Genomic DNA, 17,281 nt, shown 5'->3' with positions numbered 1-17,281 from the left:
ATGCCGCAGCGCCCGCTAGGTCGCCGCTACGCTATGACCTGGCGGGCGCTTTTCCCTAGATTGAGGCGGCAATGCCGCCGTGCCCGCTGTTCGACTTCGGGGCCTGTTCCTGCCCCCTGCCGCAAGGGCTGGACCGTCTCGGCCGCTATGCGGCCTCGCTTGGCGATCAGGCGGGTTTCCCCGCCCTTCCTTCGCTACGCTCCGTGCAGGACGGGTGATCCCCCTCCCCCCTGATCGGCCCTGATTTGCGGCATTCCCCGGCCCTGCTCGCCGCTGGGCAGAAGTCGATGACCCGTCATCGCCTTCGGCTCCATTCTAGGCAGGGAAAACAGCACATGACCGACATTCCGCTGGCAACAATTCTTCGGATCAACGCCGCCCGCACCATCCCGCTCGCTCGCTATGAGGAAGAGGGCAATTTCGACCGCTTCGGCTACATCAAAGACCTCGCCGAAAATCATGGCGCTGACCTTCCCGCCGTCATCGAGATTGCCGATCTACTAGGCCCGGAGGAAGATTTTGACGGCCTTGTGACCACCATCGAGGACGCCGCCGAGGGCTTCGGCTTTGGCGCTCTTATTGTCGAGGGGGCGTGAACATGGGCCAGGAGCTTATGACGCCCGCGCAGATCGCGGATATTTGCGACGGCCGAGACAAGGCCATAGCCCTTTGGCTGGGCCTCTATGACACCTACCATGCAACCCGCGACGAGGCGGCGCGCCTGACCCTTGGCGGCGCACTGTCGCTGTCATGTGGCCGCGACTGGACCGAGGACACGTTGACCCGCGCTTTTATCCAGTCGCAGCCTATCGAGCAGCGCGACAAGGAGACGGGAGCGCGCCAGACCATCGCCGCACGCGACAATTTCGAGCGCGTCTTGACGCACACGATGGACCGTCGGTGCTGGGCGGCCCTCATGGAGCAGCTGGGTTTTGACCAGCTGCTAGACCAGCAGGCCCGCAAGGAGTTTCATGACGGCTTGCGCGATGATCCCGTGCCGTTCACGCCCGACAACTGCGCCGCCACTTTCGGGAATATCTGGACCAACCGGCGCGACCTTTATTTGCGCGGCATCGCCAACGTCTTCGCCAAGCTGGATCGCCGCTTTCGCTCGCACAACGGTTTCAAGATCGGCGCGCGTCTCATCATCGACCGCGCCTTGAACGAATGGGGATCATGGGACCGCTACGAGCGCCGCGACACGTTGCGGGACGTGGAGCGCGTCTTTCTGGAACTGGACGAAAAGCCCCCGGTTTCAGAGGGCCACAGCATCGCCTCACAGGTTGCCGATTCGGCACGCGTGCGCGGATCGCTGCCAACCGTGATCGAGGGCGACTATTTCCGCGTTCGCGTCTTCAAGAATGGGAATCTGCACATATGGTTCGAGCGTGACGACCTTCTGCAGAGCGTGAATCTGTTGCTCGCGGAATATTACGGCGAGGCTATCGGTGATGGCTATGAGACGACCGAGGCAGAAGCGGCCCCGGCCTATCATATCACGCCCGCTAAGAACTTCGGCGCGTTCATGACTTCCCCGGAGATCGCCGCCCAGGTCATCGAACATGCGAGGATCAGCACAGGCCAGCGCGTTCTAGAGCCTAGCGCGGGAAAGGCCGCGCTTGCTTCGGCCGCGCGCAACGCTGGTGCCGATGTAACTTGCGTGGAGCTGCAACCCGGCTTCGCCCACGAACTACGCGTAATCCACGGCTTTGCCGATGCGATCGAGGGCGATTTTCTCGCATTGGACCCGGCCCATTACGCACCGTTCGACGCGGTGATAATGAACCCGCCTTTTGATCGAGGCCGCGACTGTGACCATGTGCGCCATGCCCTCGCCTTTCTCAAACCGGGAGGCGTGCTGGTGGCAATCATGAGCGCGCGGGCAGAGTATGGCGAGGATCAGCGCCACAAGGCGCTACACCGCATGATCGCTGGTTGCGAGGCGATCTATTTCCACGGTCGCAAATGGATCGACCTTCCCCCCGGTTCTTTCGCCCACGCCGGAACCAACGTGAACACTGTTTTGCTTGCGATCCGCAAGCCGGGTTGATCGGTGCAGGCGGTGGCAACTGCCACCGCCTGTCCTGGCGCAGATTGAGGCGGCAAGCCGCCGCGCTGATTTGTCGGGTTTGGGGCCTGTTCCTGCCCCCTGCCGCAAGGGCTAGACCGTCTCCGCCGCTGCGCGGCTCCGCTTGGCGACCAGGCGGGTTTCCCCGCCCTTCCTTCGCTGCGCTCCGTGCAGGGCGGGTGATACCCCTCCCCCCTGATCGGCCCCGTTTGCGGCATTCCCCGGCCCAGCGTCGCCCGCTTTCGGCAGAAGTCGATGACCCGTCATCGCCTTCGGCTCAATTAGGAAGGGAAAGCCCATGAAAATCCGTATCTACCGCCAGACCGAGCAGGACTTTGACCGGATCGAGATCGAGGGCGCGACCTTTGAAACCATCGTCAGCCGGGCAGCGGTCGAGGGGCTTCAATGCAGCGGTTACGACAGCAATCCGAGCCAGCGGCCTGAGTTGCAGGGCGCACCGAAATTCAAGGGCGTTTGCGGTCCTATGTGGGATGGCGATGCGATCCGCTACGAGTGCAGCGCCACCTATGCGGAGTTGAGCGCATGAGCGCCGCCGCCGCGATACGCACCGCGCAGGCCGACCAGCTGGGCGACCAGATCATTGCCGCAGGCTTCGCGCCAAACGGCTTTGTGCTGGACATTAACGGGGCGCTTGATGTGCCCCGCGACTTTCCCCTTTCCGCGCCGTGGAATCTGCCGTCGCGCCTGTTTCAGTTCCCCATCGAGGTCATCCGCGCAGAGCAGGACGAGCCGCGCAAGATCGGCCTTCGCCATCCTTTGCTTGCCGCCCATCCTTTCGTGCAACACGTCGAGCGTGCGCTAGGGATCGAGATCGCCCGCGATGGCGTGACGAACCGCCACGGCTACAGCAACCGCGTTCATTCGCTCTGGCATCATGCGGTGGACCTTATCAGCGCCGGGAAATGGCGCGAATTGCTCGCCACGCAGGAGTTCACCGAGCCGCGCAATATCTTCAATGCCGTTGTCTATGGCCTTCGCTATTCGGACCACGCCGACAGGAAGGCGAGCGGCCACATCAGCACCGTCGAGGCCCGCCAGATCATGCGGGAAATGGGAGCTACCGAGCCGACCGACCGCGCCGCGTTGCTTCGCAGCTTTTCCGCGCCGTCGCCCTGCCAGCAGGAACGCGGGGCCGAGCATTGGCCGATCAATCTTCACGGACCTTGCGCCGAGGATAAGGCATGGTCTTTCATCATCGGGATCGAGGATGGTTGGTTTTCCTATGACCGTTCCGGGCATCTGCAATGGTCCCCCATGGGCCGCGACCGTTACGCGGCAGGCGATAGCGCCAGCTTTACCGAGGCGAGCGGCCAGACCGCTTTCGCCTTTTGAGGGGATCGAGCATGGCCCGCCATTGCATCCGCGAACCTCGCTACGTTCCCCCGGTGCAGCGCATCGGGGAGCAACCCGACTTGTTCGGTGGACCGACCCTTAGCCACGTTGCCGAGCGCCAAGGACCGCCGAAAGGATGGCAGCGCCAATTGCAGAAATGGGGCCGCTGCACCGTCATTGCCGATCTTGAGGCAGCGCCGCCGTCTGTCATCGACCCTCCCCCGTCCCCGTCTCCGGTTTTCCTTGTCGCTTGCGTTGCTGCGAAGCTGGACCGCCCCGCCCCGGCGCGCGATCTTTACGCATCGCCATGGTTCCAGAAGGCCCGTGCCTATGTCGAACGACAGGGCGGCGCATGGTTCATCCTGTCAGCAAAGCATGGCCTGATCGCCCCGGAAACCGTCATCGCGCCCTATGACGAAACGCTAGGCGCGATGAAGGCAGGCGCGCGCCGCCTTTGGGGCGCGCGCGTGATCGAAGCAATGGCCGAGCAGATCGACGCCGCCGCGCCGCTGATCGTTCTCGCAGGCCGCAACTATCGCGATCCCCTTTGGCCGCAGATCGAACGGCGCGCATCGGTTCCGATGGAGGGGCTTGGAATCGGTCAGCAGCTCGCTTGGTTGAGCGACAACTGAGAGCGAGAATTGTCGCGGTCCATGCGCAACTTCGCACGATGCGCTTCGAGGGGGCATCTGTTTGTCGCGCCGCCCTTTCAATCTATCCAACGCCATTTGGCGTTGTGAGTTTGAGGATTATAGGCCCAGCAACGGCCCAAGCCCCCCGGTAGGGCCGCCCACTCTCGGCAAGCGCAAATGGCGTAGTTTGCGCTTGCCGGGAGACCAGTTGCCCTCTCTATATGGCAAGGTGACTGCCCTCTCACCGACAGCGCCCTTGTGGACCCAAGATCAGGCCATCGCCTATGAGGCGGCCCTTGAGGCCATCAACGACGTTATCGCCGGTTACAGTGAGCAGATCGCGCTCGAGCATGGTTGCGTAGCGCCGAACGCGGCGCGGATCGCTTGGCTCGAAATGCGGACGGATCAGGCATCGGCCACCGGCCATGCGCTCAATGTGGTGGATGATGAGAATGTCCGGCAAACGCTGCTGGAATACAGCGCGATCGTTCGGGCGCGAGACGGCGCAGGGTGAAGGTCCGCTCGATGGGCGGGCGTTAGTTTGTTAAATCCCCCCGTCAGTGTCTTCCTAGCATGAGGGCTGCACCAGGCCGCATCAAGGATCGGCGGTTCCCCCAATTTGCTGCGCAAATCGGCTCCCCCACCGCCCGCTAGCGCGGCCGCTTCGCGGTCCCTGACCCGACCCGGCGCTGCCCTCCCCTTGGCCTTGCCAATTCCGGCAACAAGGAGGTTGTTATGTCTCATCGTCTGTTCGCTCAGCTGGCTTTCGAGCGTGCGCTTGGAAATGCTGCGATCGAGGCGCTGGCGACCGCGTTGAACGATAAGGATCATTTCGACGCGGAAAGCATGTGGCCGAAAGACCCGATGTTTATCGGCAAGACGAGTGCTGACATCGAGGCGGTTGCGGCCGAGCTGGGCCAGATCATCGAGGACCGTATAAAGGACGTGCTCGACGGCCCCGGCATCCGCAACATCGAGCGCGGCGAATGCGTCTATCCGCAAGTCGTCGCGGTCGTGCTGGCGGCCAAGGCGAAGCGCGGCCAATCCGGCTGACGCCGGAGGGGCGGGCTAACCCCGCCCCTTTTCGCCCGCTGGGCGAAACCGATGATCTCGGTGCCATGCAGAGCGCGGGGCGGGGCATCGAACCCCGCCCCGCGCAATCTCTTCTCTCTGTGTGTCGTGGCATTTTGGCATGGGTGCGCGCCAGCTTTCAAGGATCGGCGGTTCCCCCAATTTGCTGCGCAAATCGGCTCCCCCACCGCCCGCTAACGCGGCCGCTTCGCGGTCCCTGACAGCCGGCGCCGGTGCCCATGCCGGGTGTCTCCCGTCACCAACGAGGGGTGACTACACGAAAGTGACGTATCTGCACGCTAAGGGTGAACGGATCGGGAACGCTTGGGCTTTGCGTCCTTCTCCGTGGCTTCGAGGGCTTTGTAGAGGGCGGTTTTGCCGATCTTGAGGCGCGCGGCGGCTTCGCGAACGGTGAGGCCGGAAGCGATATGATCGCGTGCCTTGCGGAGCTTGTCGGGTGTGACCACTGGCCGACGCCCGCCGGGACGGCCTCGCTCGCGAGCAGCCTTGAGGCCGGCATGGGTGCGTTCCCGGATCAGATCGCGTTCGAATTGGGCAAGCGAGCCGAAGATGTTGAACACCAGCATCCCGCCGGAAGTGGTGGTGTCGATGTTTTCGGTGAGCGAGCGGAACCCGATGCCGCGCGCCGCCAGCTCGCCGACTTTCTCGATCAGATGGCTCATGGAGCGGCCAAGACGATCGAGTTTCCAGACCACCAGCGTGTCACCGCTGCGCAGATAGGCGAGCGCTTCGGTCAAACCAGGCCGATCGGCCTTCGCCCCTGATGCGTGATCGTTGAATATACGGTCGCACCCGGCATTGTTCAGCGCGTCGAGCTGAAGCGAGAGCTTTTGGTCTGCGGTCGAGACTCGCGCATAGCCGATCAGCGCCACAGACTGTCCGATCCTGTCCGTTTTCCCGTCATTATGCAATCTTGTCCGAATCGCCGTTGCAGGTCCAGAGTTAACGGACATATTCCTGTTGGCCGCCAGAGGACCGTTTGACGGACAGGGGAAATGCCACTAGATTGTATTGCACAATACAAATGCAGGAGGTCAGATTGTTCCGTCTCGTCAAGCCGCTGCCGCCATGCAACCAGTGCGGAAAGCCAACCGCCAATCTCAAATCCCGCGTGTGCGAGGAGTGCAAGAAAGAGCGCGCGGCGCGGGCCGTCACAACCGACCGCCAGTTGTTCACCGCCGTTCGGGCGCTGCCTCATATGGCGATCACCAAAAAGGAAGGTGAGTATCGGGTGACGTTCCGGCTCGCCTCGATCGTGGAGGCCGATCAGGGCCGCCATGATGCCGATTGGCACCGGGACCATGCCGAACGGGTCGCCTACTACACGGATGACCGCGACGACGCGCTAGGCTCGGCCAAGTCGCTTTCTGACAATATGGTGCGCGTCATGGCCCGCCTCGCTGAACAGGGAGCCAGCCAATGACCCATGAAGATCAGCAGCGCGCCTATAACGCCGGGTGGAACTGTGGCCGCTGGCCCGATGATCCCCGCTATCAGGGCTGCGAACCGACCAACCCCGACCTTTGGGAGCATTACGAGGACGGCAAGGCCGATGGCTATGTTGAACGACGCCGCAATGAAAGAGGGGTCTGATTATGGCGAAGGAAAAGCCCCTCAAGGGGCACAAGCTGGCAAGCTATAGCTTTGGCGTTTCGGTAAGCTGCGAGTGCGGTTGGCGCTCCGGGACATGGTTCGGGAAAGGTGGTCGCGGTAGCGCGCTGGGCGAGTGGTATTCCCATAAGGATCGCTGCGCGGCCGAAGCGAAGGCGCTGGGCGCATGACCAACCCGACCGCGCAAGCCTATGCTGAATTGCAACTGGCGTTCGACCATTACAACCGGGAGCTGTTCGCGGGCGAGCTGCCCCCCTGCCTGATTACGATGCAGAGGGAAAAGCGGAGCTACGGCTATTTCTCATCGGAACGGTTCGTGCATCATCACGACAAGAGCAAGACCGACGAAATCGCCATCAACCCGGCATATTTCGCCGTGGTCCCCCTGCTCGAAGTCCTCCAAACCGTAGCGCATGAAATGGTCCACGCATGGCAGTTCCATTTCGGCAACCCGTCGCGCTCCGGCTATCATAACCGGGAATGGGCCGACAAAATGGAAGCGATCGGCCTCATGCCGTCCAGCACGGGCCAGCCCGGAGGCGCTAGGACAGGGCAGAAAATGGCCGACTATGCCATTCCGGGCGGCCCCTTCATGCTCGCCACGGATGCCCTGTTGACGCAGAATTTCCGCATTTCGTGGGTCGATCGGTTCCCGGCCATCATGCCGACGCCGGCGATCGACGCCGGCGCCGGCGCCGGCGCTGCCGGCGGCCATCTGGCGGACGTGCTTCAGCCCGCCACGGGGAACCGATCGAACCGGATCAAATATCGCTGCCCTACATGCGGCGTGCAGGCATGGGGCAAGCCCGCGCTGCGGCTCCTGTGCGGTGGCGACGATTGCGCCAGCGCGCCCCTCGCCCCTGTCGAATAAAGGGGCTAGGATCAGCCCATGACGATGCGCAGCCTATTCGACGGGGCTTTGACGATGATCCTCTATGTCCTCGCCTTCGCAGCGGGGACAGTTTTTGTCCGGGCCAACTATGATCTGGTTGAGGCACACCCGCTTCTGGTGTTCTTTGTCGGCGCGATCTGCGCCTACCAGCTATTCAACCTGATCCCGCTTGCCGTTGTGACCATCAACGATCACATTTTAGGCCAGCCTGAACAGCGTCAAAAGCGAGACTAGAGGCCATCCCTTCGGAATAGCGTTAATATCGAGCGCAAGCGGCTCGGTTTGTCGGGAGCTGCATGGTCCGGGGCCGGGGCCTCCGTCGCTGCGGGGTGGGCCTCATCCCATAGAGCTTTCCAACGCTCCGCCTCAATGCGGCGCGCCATTGCGCGGTTCTCAACCGCGTGCAGCCTTCGCGCTTCTCCGGGATCGCTATCCATGAATCTCGCGCTGCACGATGAATGGTAAGTTTCCGTTGCACACCATGATTAACAGCCTGCCGACGATAAAGGCTGGGCATATCGCGCGGGCGCAGCTCCTTCGCCTTGCCAGCGCCGTGCCTGCCCGATACGGCTCTGCAACAACTCTGCTTTCGGGTCGCGCACAACCCGCCGTTGTGTCCGAAAGTGCGAAAGCCCGGCCCTGTGTCGGGCTTTCTTATATTCGTGCTAGACCACGCTCCAACAAATAGTTCTGGTTCTCATAGACGCCTGCGTCTATGCCGGATCTGACAGAGGAAGCGGGATGGCATTGGAACCTATCAGGGTATTGGAGTTCGCGGACGCCGATCGCGCGGACGTGCAACGGCGCGTGGTCGATGCCGTGCAAGCTGCGCCCGAACGGTTCCTGACAGACTATGCGGCCCGACCCGGCACTTTCGGGGGGCGCTACGTCTGTGCGGACGCCATGAAGGAGCTGCTTCCCGAATATACCGCCTCAAGAGAGGCCCGCGGCCGATACAACGCGCCCGTCCACAATGCCGCGGCCGTTCTGGCGGCCGAACAATACCGGCGCGTAGTAGCCGATAGCTCCGATCCGACCCGCAACCTGGTGCTGTTCGTAACCGGGATGCCGGGGGCCGGGAAAACCTCTGAAATCCAGTATGCGGCGCTGCATGAAGGAAACCGGCTCGGCCGTGACGTGCGCGCGATCTTTGAGGGCCAGCTTGTCGATCCGCAAGCGAGCATCGCCAAGGTCGAACAGGCATTGAGCGCCGGATGCAGAGTCGGGGTAATAGCGGTGCTGCCTCGGCCAGAGGAGGCGCTTGCGCACACGTTCCAACGCTTTGAGGAGCTAGGCAGGGGCGCGAGCGCGGCCGTGATGGTGCGTATTCAGGAGGGCACGCCTGACGGCCTAGAGGCCCTTCTAGGTCGCTTTGGCGATCAGATTTCGGTTGCGGTCCATGACGTGCGCGATCGTGCGAATGTTCATCGCCTAGAAGGCATGGACGGTGTAAATATCTGGCGGAAGGAATTGGAAAATGGACCTGTCCAAGAAAGGCTTGAAAGAGAGTTCGACCGGCTCAACCAGCTCGGCCGCGTCAGCGCCGATTGCGCCCTCCAATTCAAAGGACAATCTCCCCACGGGCAACTTTACGCGATTGGAGGCCCTGATGTTGGTGGGAGCCTCGCACATGGCGACGGACGAAAAGCTACGCCGGAAAGTGGCCGAACGTCTCTCCTGAACGCGGCGCGGGGAAGCTCGCTCGCCGGACTCTCCGACGCCCTCAAGACAGGCCAGAGCGAAGGCGACGGCAAAACCAAATCCAACGAAATCGGCCACGGCCTGCCTAAGCCGCCGTCGCCCCGGCGTTCCAGATGAACGCCCCCAGCCCGAACCTTCCGTTTGGTGTTAGCCGGGGAGCGTTGCGAGGGGCTGGCCCCTTGCTGTGGGGGTCGAGCGGGACGCTGGGCGGCCCGATCGCAGGGGGACGCTTCCCCCGCCTGCTCCTTCTTTTCCAGTAGGTGCCATGACCGGCTATCTCGGCTCGAAACAGGTTTCGGGCGCATATCAGGCTGTGATTGCCAATATGCCGCCGCACGATACCTACATTGAGACGCATCTAGGCTCCGGCATCGTCCTCCGGCGCAAGCCTCCCGCTGCCCGCTCGATCGGCCTCGAAATTGATCCGGCTACCTTTGAGTGCTTCGGCTCGATCGCGGCAGAGGAATCGAGCGCGTTCGATGGCGCGGCCGTCGAAACCTACAACGTCGATTGCCTCGCCTTCCTGCGCGATTTCGACTTTTCGGCCGCTGGGCGCGTGCTGATCTATGCTGATCCGCCCTATGTCCTCGCCACGCGCTCCCATCCGGGCACGCGCTACCGCTATGACTATACGGAAGCGGACCATAGGGAACTGCTGGCCGTCCTCGATGCGCTGCCCGCCTCGGTGATGATTTCAGGCTATCCCTCGTCCCTGTATAGCGAACTGCTGCCCGCGCCGCGCTGGCGCGTCCTGTCCTATCAGGCCATGACGCGAGGCGGGCCGCGCACCGAATGTCTATGGATGAACTATGCGCCCGACGCGGCGCATTGGGCCACCCATGCCGGGGTGGATTTCACCGATCGCCAGAGGATCAAGCGCAAGGCGGCACGTTGGAAACGCATGTTTAGCGAGCTGCCTGCGGGCGAGCGAATTGCGATCCTCGCCGCGCTGCTGGAAGTGGACTCATAGCAGGCCAGCGCCGCACTCGTTGCCGTTGTGAAATGATTAACCAAAGCATCCTAGATCAGCCCTGCGACCCGAAGAACCTTTCTCGATCATTTAGGTTCTTTCACTGGACCCGGCTGCATTAGCTGTCGGGTCCATCTTTCTGCGCCGCCAGCTCGTCCACCAACATTTAACCAAGGCGGGCAAGGGTCCGATTACCGCTCCTGTGTCAAAAGAGGCGATGAACGGCGATAACAACAGGCCCTTTTCGCGCGGCGATTTGTCGGCGCTTCTGCTGCTGCTGTTCACGCTCGCCATGATGGCCTATAACTATCGGCATCCAGAGTGGGCGAGCCAAGGCGGCATATGGGCCTACATTGTTCCCCGCCACGGGACAGCATCATAGGCGTGCGCGCCTATCCGATGACTGAACGGACAAAGCGGACGATCGGCGGCCCAACGCCCGCGAGGAAGGCAAGCCCGGTAAGCGCCAGCAATCCCCAAAACTCGATGTGGATAAGCAAGTCGCTGCCGGAATCGTCGTTCGGATCGGGCCAGTCCTTCATGGCACCGGATGATTACGGCTCAGGCTCGATGCTGCAACCTCCTAAGCCAGCAAGGGGCTTCACCGGCCAGCATCATAGACGGGAACGTCTATGCCACCGGCGACATAGACGCGGGCGGCTATGCTGCAGCGCATAGACAGCGGCGACTATGCTTCAGCGGCCAACATTTCCGAGACAGGGCAACCGATCGCGTCCGCGAGCTGCGCCATAACATCCAAGGTCGGATTGGCCTTCCCGTTCTCGATAAACGAAATGTAGGAGGCCGTGACGCCGGTTTGCTCATGCAGCATCGCTTGCGACATTTTGAGGGCCTGCCTCCGCGCCCTCAACCGCTTCCCGAATAATTTGCTCAACGGGTGCGCCATATCGTCCAAACGTAGGTATATTGCCATTCTGGAACCTGCTTCGGAGTCGGGTGATGATGGACTTGAACGACGAACAATATCACCGCCTCCAACATGCTATAGCCCTCACGCGCGAAAGCCTCGCTATCGCGGCGGAGCTGGGCGACGATCTATCAGCCTTTCAACTGAAACACGCGCTCCATTCGCTGCATTACATTAGCGAGCTAGCCCGCCTTATTCACCAAAAGTGTCCTGAAGGGTTGGCGGGAGTGGCGTAAGCCTCTGATCTGAATTAGGAACTGGGTGTCTAAGCCGAACCTGCCGCAGGGCAGAAAATGCCACGGGCCACACCCGCCATGAACGATGATATCGCAAGCTCATTTGGATTCCCAGCAGTCGGCCGCAAGAAAATCACAGCTGCGTTCGACGGTGGCCGGCTTACCTCGGATGGCGGTGTTCTACTGCTTGCACAGGCCGAGCGCGCGATGGGGATTTGCCAGCGCCTGGCGGCTTGTATTGCCGATCCGCGCGATCCAGCGCGGGTGATCCATCGCCTGGATGACATTCTGCGTGCCCGTGTGTTCGCGATTGCGTGCGGCTATGAGGATGCCGATGATCTCGATGCTCTGCGCGACGATCCAGGCTTCCGCCTGGCGCTCGGCAAGCTGCCGGAATCGGGCGCGGGGCTGGCCAGCCAACCGACGATGAGCCGGTGGGAAAATGCACCGACTACGCGCGAACTGGCCAGCATGATGGCCGCGATGATCGACATCTACTGCGCCAGCTATCCCGCCCCTCCGACAGCGGTCACGCTGGATATCGACGACACGTGCGACGTCGTGCATGGCTATCAACAGCTCTCGTTCTGGAACGGGCATCATGGGGAGCGCTGCTTCCTACCGATCCATATCTACGACACCGCGACCGGCAGGCCGGTGGCCATGCTGCTGCGCACAGGCAAGACGCCTTCTGGAAAGGAGGCGGCGGGGCACATCCGACGCCTGGTGCGTCACCTGCGCCGTAATTGGCCCGATACCCACATCACTATCCGCGGCGACGGGCACTATGGTCGACCCGAGGTCATGGCCTACTGCGATGCGGCCCGCGTCGATTACGTGTTCGGCCTGCCCACCAATTCAGCGCTGCGCGCCGATCCCGCCATTGTTGCGGTCGCCGATGCCTGCGCGGTCAAGCGCGCCCAGCGTCAGTGTCCCGTCCTGCGCAACTATGCCGAGACCCGCTATGGGGCAAAGACCTGGAAGTGCCAGCGTCGCGTCGTTGCACGGATCGAGGCCAGCACGCTGGGCATGGACATCCGCTATGTCGTCACCTCGTTGGCAACAGGATCGGCCGAGCACATCTACGACACGCTCTACTGCGCGCGTGGTCAGGCCGAGAACCTGATCAAGCGCCACAAGTCCCAGCTCGCCAGCGACCGAACCTCGTGCCGCTCGGCCAATGCCAATCAGATGCGCCTGATACTGCACACTGCCGCATACTGGCTGCTATGGCGCATCCAGCAGGCGATGCCCAGGACCGCTGCTCTGGCAAGCGCGGAGTTTACCACCTTGCGCCTGCGGCTGCTCAAGGTCGCTGCGCGCGTCGTAGAAAGTGCTAGCCGCATCCGCATTGCCTTCGCTTCCGCCTGTCCGGATGCCGACCTGTTCCGCGCCCTCGTTCTCCGGCTGAAGCCTGCGCCGACGTAGCCCATGCGGCAGCGCCGCAGAACTCCGAGCCCAGCCCTTCAACCCGAAAAGCCCATCAATCCGAATGCGGTGAAACAAACGCCAGCGATGCCGGTCGTCCGCGCAATACAGCCAGCCGCAGCAAATGCCCAGAGCGGGCCCGAAACCGAGCGTCGTGAATAAGAGAGGTTAGGCGGCGCTGCACCGTCCGCAACAAGCCCTCGGGATAGTCACCCGGCTGCTCCGCCTGCAACTTCTCAAGCAGCTCTCGTCCGGTCCGCCACGGCTCCTTTTCGAACCAACACTTCAACTGTTCCGTCACGTCGACCAGGGGATCGGGTCGACGGCGGCCGCGAGGGACCTTGGGCTTGTCGGTCGCGGTCGGACGGCCGCCACCGCTCTTCCATGCGGTCCGGAGGCTCGACAGGAACGCGTCGAGCTCAGGTGAGGCCTTTTCGCCGACTTTGGTTGGGACCGTCATGTCGGCGAGCGCGACCAACCGCTGCTGCGCGGACCTGATATCGCGCAGCAACCGAACGGGATCGAGCCCCTCCTGCATGATCCGGAGCCGTTCGCGGGTAGCATCATCCGTTCGCGGATCGTCGATCAGGCGCTGGCACGGCGTTGCAGGAGAGTGATAACGCTTGTGGACGCGGGCGCCATCCCGGCGCTTCTCCGCCAGCTTGAACGATGGCTGGAAGAAGTTCACGAATAATCGCGCAGCAGCGTACAGATCGGCCAAGGCGGCAGTAGCCTCCAGCCCCTCGAAGCGGCGATAGCCGACCAGCCGGCGCACGACCGATCCGTTCTTCTGTTCCACCCACGCCTGGTCGTTCTTGCGATAGGGGCGGCAGCGAGTGAACGCGATGCCGGCCTCCAAGCAGTAATCCCGGACCGTCTCGTTGATGAAGACGCTGTCGTTGTCGGTATCGAATCCCAGCAGCGCAAAGGGCATCAACTTGCGCAGCTCGTTCAATACCGCGACCAGCACCGTTTGTTCGCGTACCAGCAGCGGGGCGCATTCGGTCCAGCCGGTGGCGATGTCGGTTAGCGTGAACGTCCAGGCGAAGCTTCCCTTCGCTACCGGGCCGCTATGCGACACCAGATCGGCTTCGATGTGTCCCGGCGCCGGATCGTTCCAGTCGGAGAACGTCCTAACCGGCACGCTACGCCTGAGCGCGGTGCCTGCCACACCTTGCCGCTTCGGCGAACGGCCACCGACCTTCACCTCGCGCAGCGCCCGATCAATCGTCGCAGCGCTCATCCGCGTCAGCATGGTCTTCACCTCCGGCGCCACGTCCAGATGCCCGTGCCGTTCCATCGCCTCCAGCAGGATCGGGATGAGCGGTTGCAATCGCTTGCCGCACAACCGGTCCGATGCTTCCCACACCATCACAAGCGCCGTCCGAACTGCCTCGTCGTAGACCCGTCGTGCGGGGCGTGTGCCTTCCGCTGCTTCGCGCTTCGCGCGCAGCAGCCGCATCGCATGCTTGCGGTGGAAACCAGTCACTGCCGCGAACTCATCGAGGACGCGCCCCTTGCTGCGTTTGTCCGCCGATCGGTAGCGTTCGCCAACCGCCTCAACCAACTCCGTCCGCGTTGCCATGCTCACCTTCCTCATCGTCCGCTCCCGATCGTCTTCGGGAGCATTCTAGATGAGGCAACGTTATCCCCGCCGGGAGCAGTTCAGGTGAGGCAATGCGGCAAGGGCGATTCTTCGCTCTGATTGTCGCTGATCGACATTTTCTCGATGGATTTGATTGTCGCGTATTTTGGGGTCCTTCCAGCCCCTGTCTGTCGCTGGAGGGCGGCCCTGCGACGATAGCTCTCGACATTCATCTCGAAGATGGTGGCGTGATGAACGAGACGGTCGACGGCCGCGAGCGTCATGGCGGGATCCGGGAAGACCCGGTTCCATTCGCCGAAGGGCTGGTTGGCCGTGATGAGCATGGATCGGCGCTCATAGCGTGCGCTGATCAACTCGAAGAGCACGGAGGTTTCAGCCTGATCCTTGGCGACATAGGCGAGGTCGTCCAGGATGAGCAGGTGGTATTTGTCGAGCTTGGCGATGGCGGATTCGAGCGCCAGTTCGCGGCGCGCGAGCTGAAGCTTCTGGACCAGCTCGGACGTGCGGGTGAACAGCACGCGCCAACCATTCTGGACAAGTTGCAGGCCGATGGCTGCCGCCAAGTGGCTCTTTCCTCCGCCCGGCGGGCCGAACAGGATGAGATTGGCGCCCTTTTCCAGCCATCCGTCGCCCGAGGTCATGGCCGTGACCTGCGCCCGCGAGACCATCGGCACGGCGTCGAAGGCGAAGCTGTCGAGCGTTTTGCCCGGTGGTAATCGTGCGTCGCTCAGATGACGTTCGATCCTACGCCGGTCACGTTCGGCCATTTCATGCTCGGTAAGTGCAGCGAGCAGTCGGGTGGCGGGCCAGCCCTCCTTGTCGGCACGTTCGGTAAACTCGGGCCAGATCACCTTGATGGCAGGAAGCCTCAACTCGTTGAGGATGAAGCTCAGGCGCTGGGCATCGACGTTATGGGCCTTGGTCATGCGGCCTCTCCCAGCAGCAGGGCATCGTAGTCGGTCAGGGGGCCAAGCTCGACCACCACCTCGGGCAGCGCGGCCGGATCGGGCGAGAAGCGCGTTCGCAACGCGGCGATGTCAGGCAGCCGGCCTTCGTCAAGGTCCTGGGCGAGAAGATCGGCAAGCTCGGCCTCGCAGGCCCGTTCATGGGCCATGGACAGCAACTCGACCATCTTGCGGCAAGCGTCACGCTCGGACATGGCTTCGAGCAGCCGTTCGAACATGAGCCTGTACGCCTCGCGCGGGAACAACTGGTCGCGATAGGTCAGCTGCAGCAGGGCCATCGGCTTACGCCTGAGGCTATGGATCACGTGACGGTAATCCACCACATAGCCATGTTCGGTAGCGCTTTTCGGGCGACCGCGTGGCCGGGTCATGAGATAACTGCCGCCCAGGAACAGATCGAGCCGATCATCGTAGAGGCGCACACGCAGTCGATGCCCGATCAACCGTGACGGCACCGTGTAGAACACCTTGCGCAGAACGAAGGTGCTGGACGAGGTGACGGGAAGGATATGTTCCTCGTAGTCGCTGGTGCGACGATCAGGTAGCGGTTTGAGCGTTGCCCTTTCGGTGTCGATGCGGGCGGCACTGCGCCGGTTCTTTCGGGCAACGATCTCGTCGATGAACCTGCGATAGGCCGCGAGGTCCTCGAAGTCGGTCGATCCACGCATCGCCAGCGCATCCTCCACCGCCGCCTTGAGATGGCCGTGGGAGCTTTCGACGCTGCCATTCTCATGCGCGATGCCGCGGTTGTTGCGGGTCGGCGTCATGCCATAATGTTCGCACAAGGCGTCGTAGCGTGTGGTCAAGTCCGCACGGGCATCGGCATCAAGGTTGCGAAACGCGGCCGACAGACTGTCGCTGCGGTGTTCGCCCGGCGCGCCGCCCAGCATCCAAAGCGCGTTCTGCAGCCCCTCAGCCAATGCGACATAGCTCTCGCCGCCCAGGATGACATGGGCATGTTCGAAGCCTGACCACACCAGGCGGAAGTGGTAAAGCAGGTGATCGAGGGGCGCACCCGCGATCGTGACTTTGAGGCTCCTCATGTCGGTGAAGTCCGAAAGGCCCATTCGCCCCGGCTCATGAGTCTGGCGGAAGATCACTTCCTGTTCCGGGCCATGAACGGCCCGCCAGGCACGGATACGACGCTCCATCGTGCGGCGAACCCCAAAATCGAGATCGGGATGGCGACGGCGCATCTCCTCGAAGATCGCCACCGCCCGCAAGCCAGGTGCCGCCTTCAGCATTGGTACGATCTCGCTCTCGAAGATCGATTCCAACGGATCAGGTCGCCGTCGGCCGCGGGGCGCTTTACGGTGTGAAGGAAGCACCGGATCGCTCGCGATCCGGTAGCCCGTCGCGGTGCTGAACCCGGCCTTCGCCGCAGCCACCGGGACCGGGTTGGTCTGTCGCAATTTCATGAAAAGCCTCATTTGATGATCGTTGACTTGGCAACCCGGCACTCACGGCATCTCCCTCCAATCTGGATATGCCAATGAATATTGGGTCGGCCCCGACGATCTGCGGCTCCTCCATTAAAGGGCCATCGGTTGTTGGGGTCTCGGCTACGGGCTTCGGGCTACGCCCTCCGCCCTTCACCGACACCCCAACAACCGATTCTCATCTTGATTGTCGCTACGCTCGCATCCTGTCAGTCGCCGCGCATCCCGCGTTGCAAGCATAAAGTGATGATCTGACGTTCCGTCGGGTGCAGTCGTCTGTCCGGCCTGTTGATGCAGTCGGTGTAGACTGCTGGCCCTGATGGTGTCCGCGAACAAGGTCCGATCGGCTTTGCAGGCTAT

Annotated in this window: 23 protein-coding genes; 17 read left to right on the top strand and 6 right to left on the bottom strand. The window is 62.5% G+C overall.

What is annotated here, in order from left to right; translation table 11 throughout:
• The first annotated feature begins 71 nt into the window (after positions 1-71).
• The 8 genes from DM450_RS26005 to DM450_RS24075 all read left to right on the top strand — a co-directional run bounded on the left by DM450_RS26005 (position 72) and on the right by DM450_RS24075 (position 5,106).
• Positions 72-218, top strand: coding sequence for a hypothetical protein (locus tag DM450_RS26005; RefSeq protein ID WP_172799925.1), 147 nt, complete (start codon positions 72-74; stop codon positions 216-218).
• Positions 219-335: 117 nt separating this feature from the next.
• A complete protein-coding gene (locus DM450_RS24105) occupies positions 336-596 on the top strand; it encodes a hypothetical protein (protein ID WP_122129121.1) in 261 nt (86 codons plus the stop codon).
• 2 nt (positions 597-598) lie between these two features.
• The gene (locus DM450_RS24100) at positions 599-2,050 is read left to right on the top strand and encodes a DUF4942 domain-containing protein (protein ID WP_234831424.1); all 1,452 of its coding nucleotides are present in this window, start codon (positions 599-601) and stop codon (positions 2,048-2,050) included.
• Positions 2,051-2,366: 316 nt separating this feature from the next.
• Positions 2,367-2,615 carry a hypothetical protein gene (locus tag DM450_RS24095; protein ID WP_030541643.1) on the top strand — a complete coding sequence of 83 codons (249 nt, stop codon included), beginning with the start codon at positions 2,367-2,369 and terminating at the stop codon, positions 2,613-2,615.
• Entirely contained in the window at positions 2,612-3,421 is an 810-nt protein-coding gene (locus DM450_RS24090) for a hypothetical protein (RefSeq protein WP_008831890.1), read from the top strand. Before DM450_RS24095 ends, DM450_RS24090 begins: the two co-directional genes overlap by 4 nt.
• Positions 3,422-3,432: 11 nt before the next feature.
• A complete protein-coding gene (locus tag DM450_RS24085) occupies positions 3,433-4,053 on the top strand; it encodes a DUF6884 domain-containing protein (protein WP_030541642.1) in 621 nt (206 codons plus the stop codon).
• A gap of 256 nt (positions 4,054-4,309) precedes the next feature.
• Positions 4,310-4,567, top strand: coding sequence for a hypothetical protein (locus tag DM450_RS24080; protein ID WP_008831892.1), 258 nt, complete (start codon positions 4,310-4,312; stop codon positions 4,565-4,567).
• Between the two features lie 221 nt (positions 4,568-4,788).
• A complete protein-coding gene (locus tag DM450_RS24075) occupies positions 4,789-5,106 on the top strand; it encodes a hypothetical protein (RefSeq protein ID WP_006953908.1) in 318 nt (105 codons plus the stop codon).
• A gap of 317 nt (positions 5,107-5,423) precedes the next feature.
• On the opposite strand, the gene DM450_RS24070 is transcribed toward DM450_RS24075, so the two are convergent.
• The gene (locus DM450_RS24070; protein ID WP_067407130.1) at positions 5,424-6,017 is read right to left on the bottom strand and encodes a recombinase family protein; all 594 of its coding nucleotides are present in this window, start codon (positions 6,015-6,017) and stop codon (positions 5,424-5,426) included.
• A 167-nt stretch (positions 6,018-6,184) separates the two neighbouring features.
• Here DM450_RS24070 and DM450_RS24065 point away from each other — a divergent pair, with 167 nt between their 5' ends.
• The 8 genes from DM450_RS24065 to DM450_RS25995 all read left to right on the top strand — a co-directional run bounded on the left by DM450_RS24065 (position 6,185) and on the right by DM450_RS25995 (position 10,701).
• The gene (locus DM450_RS24065; protein WP_238551638.1) at positions 6,185-6,568 is read left to right on the top strand and encodes a hypothetical protein; all 384 of its coding nucleotides are present in this window, start codon (positions 6,185-6,187) and stop codon (positions 6,566-6,568) included.
• On the top strand, positions 6,565-6,738 hold the full coding sequence (locus tag DM450_RS26000) for a hypothetical protein (protein WP_168196124.1): 174 nt from the start codon (positions 6,565-6,567) through the stop codon (positions 6,736-6,738). Before DM450_RS24065 ends, DM450_RS26000 begins: the two co-directional genes overlap by 4 nt.
• A 2-nt stretch (positions 6,739-6,740) precedes the next feature.
• Entirely contained in the window at positions 6,741-6,926 is a 186-nt protein-coding gene (locus DM450_RS24060; protein ID WP_054944719.1) for a hypothetical protein, read from the top strand.
• Complete coding sequence (locus tag DM450_RS24055) at positions 6,923-7,627, top strand: SprT-like domain-containing protein (protein ID WP_014194364.1); 705 nt, start codon at positions 6,923-6,925, stop codon at positions 7,625-7,627. The genes DM450_RS24060 and DM450_RS24055 overlap by 4 nt, the downstream gene beginning before the upstream one ends.
• 18 nt (positions 7,628-7,645) lie before the next feature.
• On the top strand, positions 7,646-7,882 hold the full coding sequence (locus DM450_RS24050) for a hypothetical protein (RefSeq protein WP_041734157.1): 237 nt from the start codon (positions 7,646-7,648) through the stop codon (positions 7,880-7,882).
• A gap of 507 nt (positions 7,883-8,389) precedes the next feature.
• A complete protein-coding gene (locus DM450_RS24045; RefSeq protein ID WP_054944310.1) occupies positions 8,390-9,466 on the top strand; it encodes a hypothetical protein in 1,077 nt (358 codons plus the stop codon).
• A 148-nt stretch (positions 9,467-9,614) separates the two neighbouring features.
• Entirely contained in the window at positions 9,615-10,319 is a 705-nt protein-coding gene (locus DM450_RS24040) for a DNA adenine methylase (RefSeq protein ID WP_006954176.1), read from the top strand.
• A 217-nt stretch (positions 10,320-10,536) separates the two neighbouring features.
• Positions 10,537-10,701, top strand: coding sequence for a hypothetical protein (locus tag DM450_RS25995; RefSeq protein ID WP_021223002.1), 165 nt, complete (start codon positions 10,537-10,539; stop codon positions 10,699-10,701).
• 10 nt (positions 10,702-10,711) lie between these two features.
• Here DM450_RS25995 and DM450_RS25990 read toward each other — a convergent pair whose 3' ends face one another.
• Together DM450_RS25990 and DM450_RS26410 are read right to left on the bottom strand one after the other, a co-directional pair.
• On the bottom strand, positions 10,712-10,861 hold the full coding sequence (locus DM450_RS25990) for a hypothetical protein (RefSeq protein WP_172668332.1): 150 nt from the start codon (positions 10,859-10,861) through the stop codon (positions 10,712-10,714).
• 146 nt (positions 10,862-11,007) lie between these two features.
• Positions 11,008-11,151 (bottom strand): helix-turn-helix domain-containing protein, encoded by a 144-nt coding sequence (locus DM450_RS26410; RefSeq protein WP_231382153.1) that lies wholly within the window; start codon positions 11,149-11,151, stop codon positions 11,008-11,010.
• A gap of 410 nt (positions 11,152-11,561) precedes the next feature.
• Here DM450_RS26410 and DM450_RS24030 point away from each other — a divergent pair, with 410 nt between their 5' ends.
• A complete protein-coding gene (locus DM450_RS24030) occupies positions 11,562-12,911 on the top strand; it encodes an IS1380-like element ISSp1 family transposase (protein WP_013039775.1) in 1,350 nt (449 codons plus the stop codon).
• Between the two features lie 55 nt (positions 12,912-12,966).
• Here the strand turns inward: DM450_RS24030 and DM450_RS24025 are convergent, their stop codons facing one another.
• From DM450_RS24025 to istA, 3 genes are all read right to left on the bottom strand, one after another.
• Positions 12,967-14,511, bottom strand: coding sequence for an integrase catalytic domain-containing protein (locus DM450_RS24025; protein ID WP_409529380.1), 1,545 nt, complete (start codon positions 14,509-14,511; stop codon positions 12,967-12,969).
• A 65-nt stretch (positions 14,512-14,576) separates the two neighbouring features.
• Positions 14,577-15,443 (bottom strand): IS21-like element helper ATPase IstB, encoded by an 867-nt coding sequence (istB, locus tag DM450_RS24020; RefSeq protein WP_142639882.1) that lies wholly within the window; start codon positions 15,441-15,443, stop codon positions 14,577-14,579.
• Positions 15,440-16,912: an IS21 family transposase gene (gene istA / locus DM450_RS24015; RefSeq protein ID WP_161626247.1), complete on the bottom strand. Its 1,473-nt coding sequence runs from the start codon at positions 16,910-16,912 to the stop codon at positions 15,440-15,442. Before istA ends, istB begins: the two co-directional genes overlap by 4 nt.
• Between the last annotated feature and the right edge of the window lie 369 nt (positions 16,913-17,281).

It is taken from the genome of Sphingomonas sp. IC081 (genome assembly GCF_006874585.1).
Lineage (GTDB): Bacteria > Pseudomonadota > Alphaproteobacteria > Sphingomonadales > Sphingomonadaceae > Novosphingobium.
The sequence above is the reverse complement of the archived record's forward strand: the minus strand, read 5'-3'. Positions and strand labels throughout refer to the sequence as shown.

What these genes read in the sequence shown, in the direction of transcription:
- DM450_RS25995 (WP_021223002.1), top strand. Translation starts at nt 10,537, where the DNA reads ATGAACGGCGATAACAACAGGCCCTTTTCGCGCGGCGATTTGTCGGCG.
- DM450_RS24100 (WP_234831424.1), top strand. Translation starts at nt 599, where the DNA reads ATGGGCCAGGAGCTTATGACGCCCGCGCAGATCGCGGATATTTGCGAC.
- istA (WP_161626247.1), bottom strand. Translation starts at nt 16,912, where the DNA reads ATGAGGCTTTTCATGAAATTGCGACAGACCAACCCGGTCCCGGTGGCT.
- DM450_RS24075 (WP_006953908.1), top strand. Translation starts at nt 4,789, where the DNA reads ATGTCTCATCGTCTGTTCGCTCAGCTGGCTTTCGAGCGTGCGCTTGGA.
- DM450_RS26000 (WP_168196124.1), top strand. Translation starts at nt 6,565, where the DNA reads ATGACCCATGAAGATCAGCAGCGCGCCTATAACGCCGGGTGGAACTGT.
- DM450_RS24055 (WP_014194364.1), top strand. Translation starts at nt 6,923, where the DNA reads ATGACCAACCCGACCGCGCAAGCCTATGCTGAATTGCAACTGGCGTTC.
- DM450_RS26410 (WP_231382153.1), bottom strand. Translation starts at nt 11,151, where the DNA reads ATGCTGCATGAGCAAACCGGCGTCACGGCCTCCTACATTTCGTTTATC.
- DM450_RS24050 (WP_041734157.1), top strand. Translation starts at nt 7,646, where the DNA reads ATGACGATGCGCAGCCTATTCGACGGGGCTTTGACGATGATCCTCTAT.
- DM450_RS24030 (WP_013039775.1), top strand. Translation starts at nt 11,562, where the DNA reads ATGAACGATGATATCGCAAGCTCATTTGGATTCCCAGCAGTCGGCCGC.
- DM450_RS24060 (WP_054944719.1), top strand. Translation starts at nt 6,741, where the DNA reads ATGGCGAAGGAAAAGCCCCTCAAGGGGCACAAGCTGGCAAGCTATAGC.
- DM450_RS24040 (WP_006954176.1), top strand. Translation starts at nt 9,615, where the DNA reads ATGACCGGCTATCTCGGCTCGAAACAGGTTTCGGGCGCATATCAGGCT.
- DM450_RS24090 (WP_008831890.1), top strand. Translation starts at nt 2,612, where the DNA reads ATGAGCGCCGCCGCCGCGATACGCACCGCGCAGGCCGACCAGCTGGGC.
- DM450_RS24025 (WP_409529380.1), bottom strand. Translation starts at nt 14,511, where the DNA reads ATGAGGAAGGTGAGCATGGCAACGCGGACGGAGTTGGTTGAGGCGGTT.
- DM450_RS24045 (WP_054944310.1), top strand. Translation starts at nt 8,390, where the DNA reads ATGGCATTGGAACCTATCAGGGTATTGGAGTTCGCGGACGCCGATCGC.
- DM450_RS26005 (WP_172799925.1), top strand. Translation starts at nt 72, where the DNA reads ATGCCGCCGTGCCCGCTGTTCGACTTCGGGGCCTGTTCCTGCCCCCTG.
- DM450_RS25990 (WP_172668332.1), bottom strand. Translation starts at nt 10,861, where the DNA reads ATGAAGGACTGGCCCGATCCGAACGACGATTCCGGCAGCGACTTGCTT.
- DM450_RS24095 (WP_030541643.1), top strand. Translation starts at nt 2,367, where the DNA reads ATGAAAATCCGTATCTACCGCCAGACCGAGCAGGACTTTGACCGGATC.
- DM450_RS24105 (WP_122129121.1), top strand. Translation starts at nt 336, where the DNA reads ATGACCGACATTCCGCTGGCAACAATTCTTCGGATCAACGCCGCCCGC.
- istB (WP_142639882.1), bottom strand. Translation starts at nt 15,443, where the DNA reads ATGACCAAGGCCCATAACGTCGATGCCCAGCGCCTGAGCTTCATCCTC.
- DM450_RS24085 (WP_030541642.1), top strand. Translation starts at nt 3,433, where the DNA reads ATGGCCCGCCATTGCATCCGCGAACCTCGCTACGTTCCCCCGGTGCAG.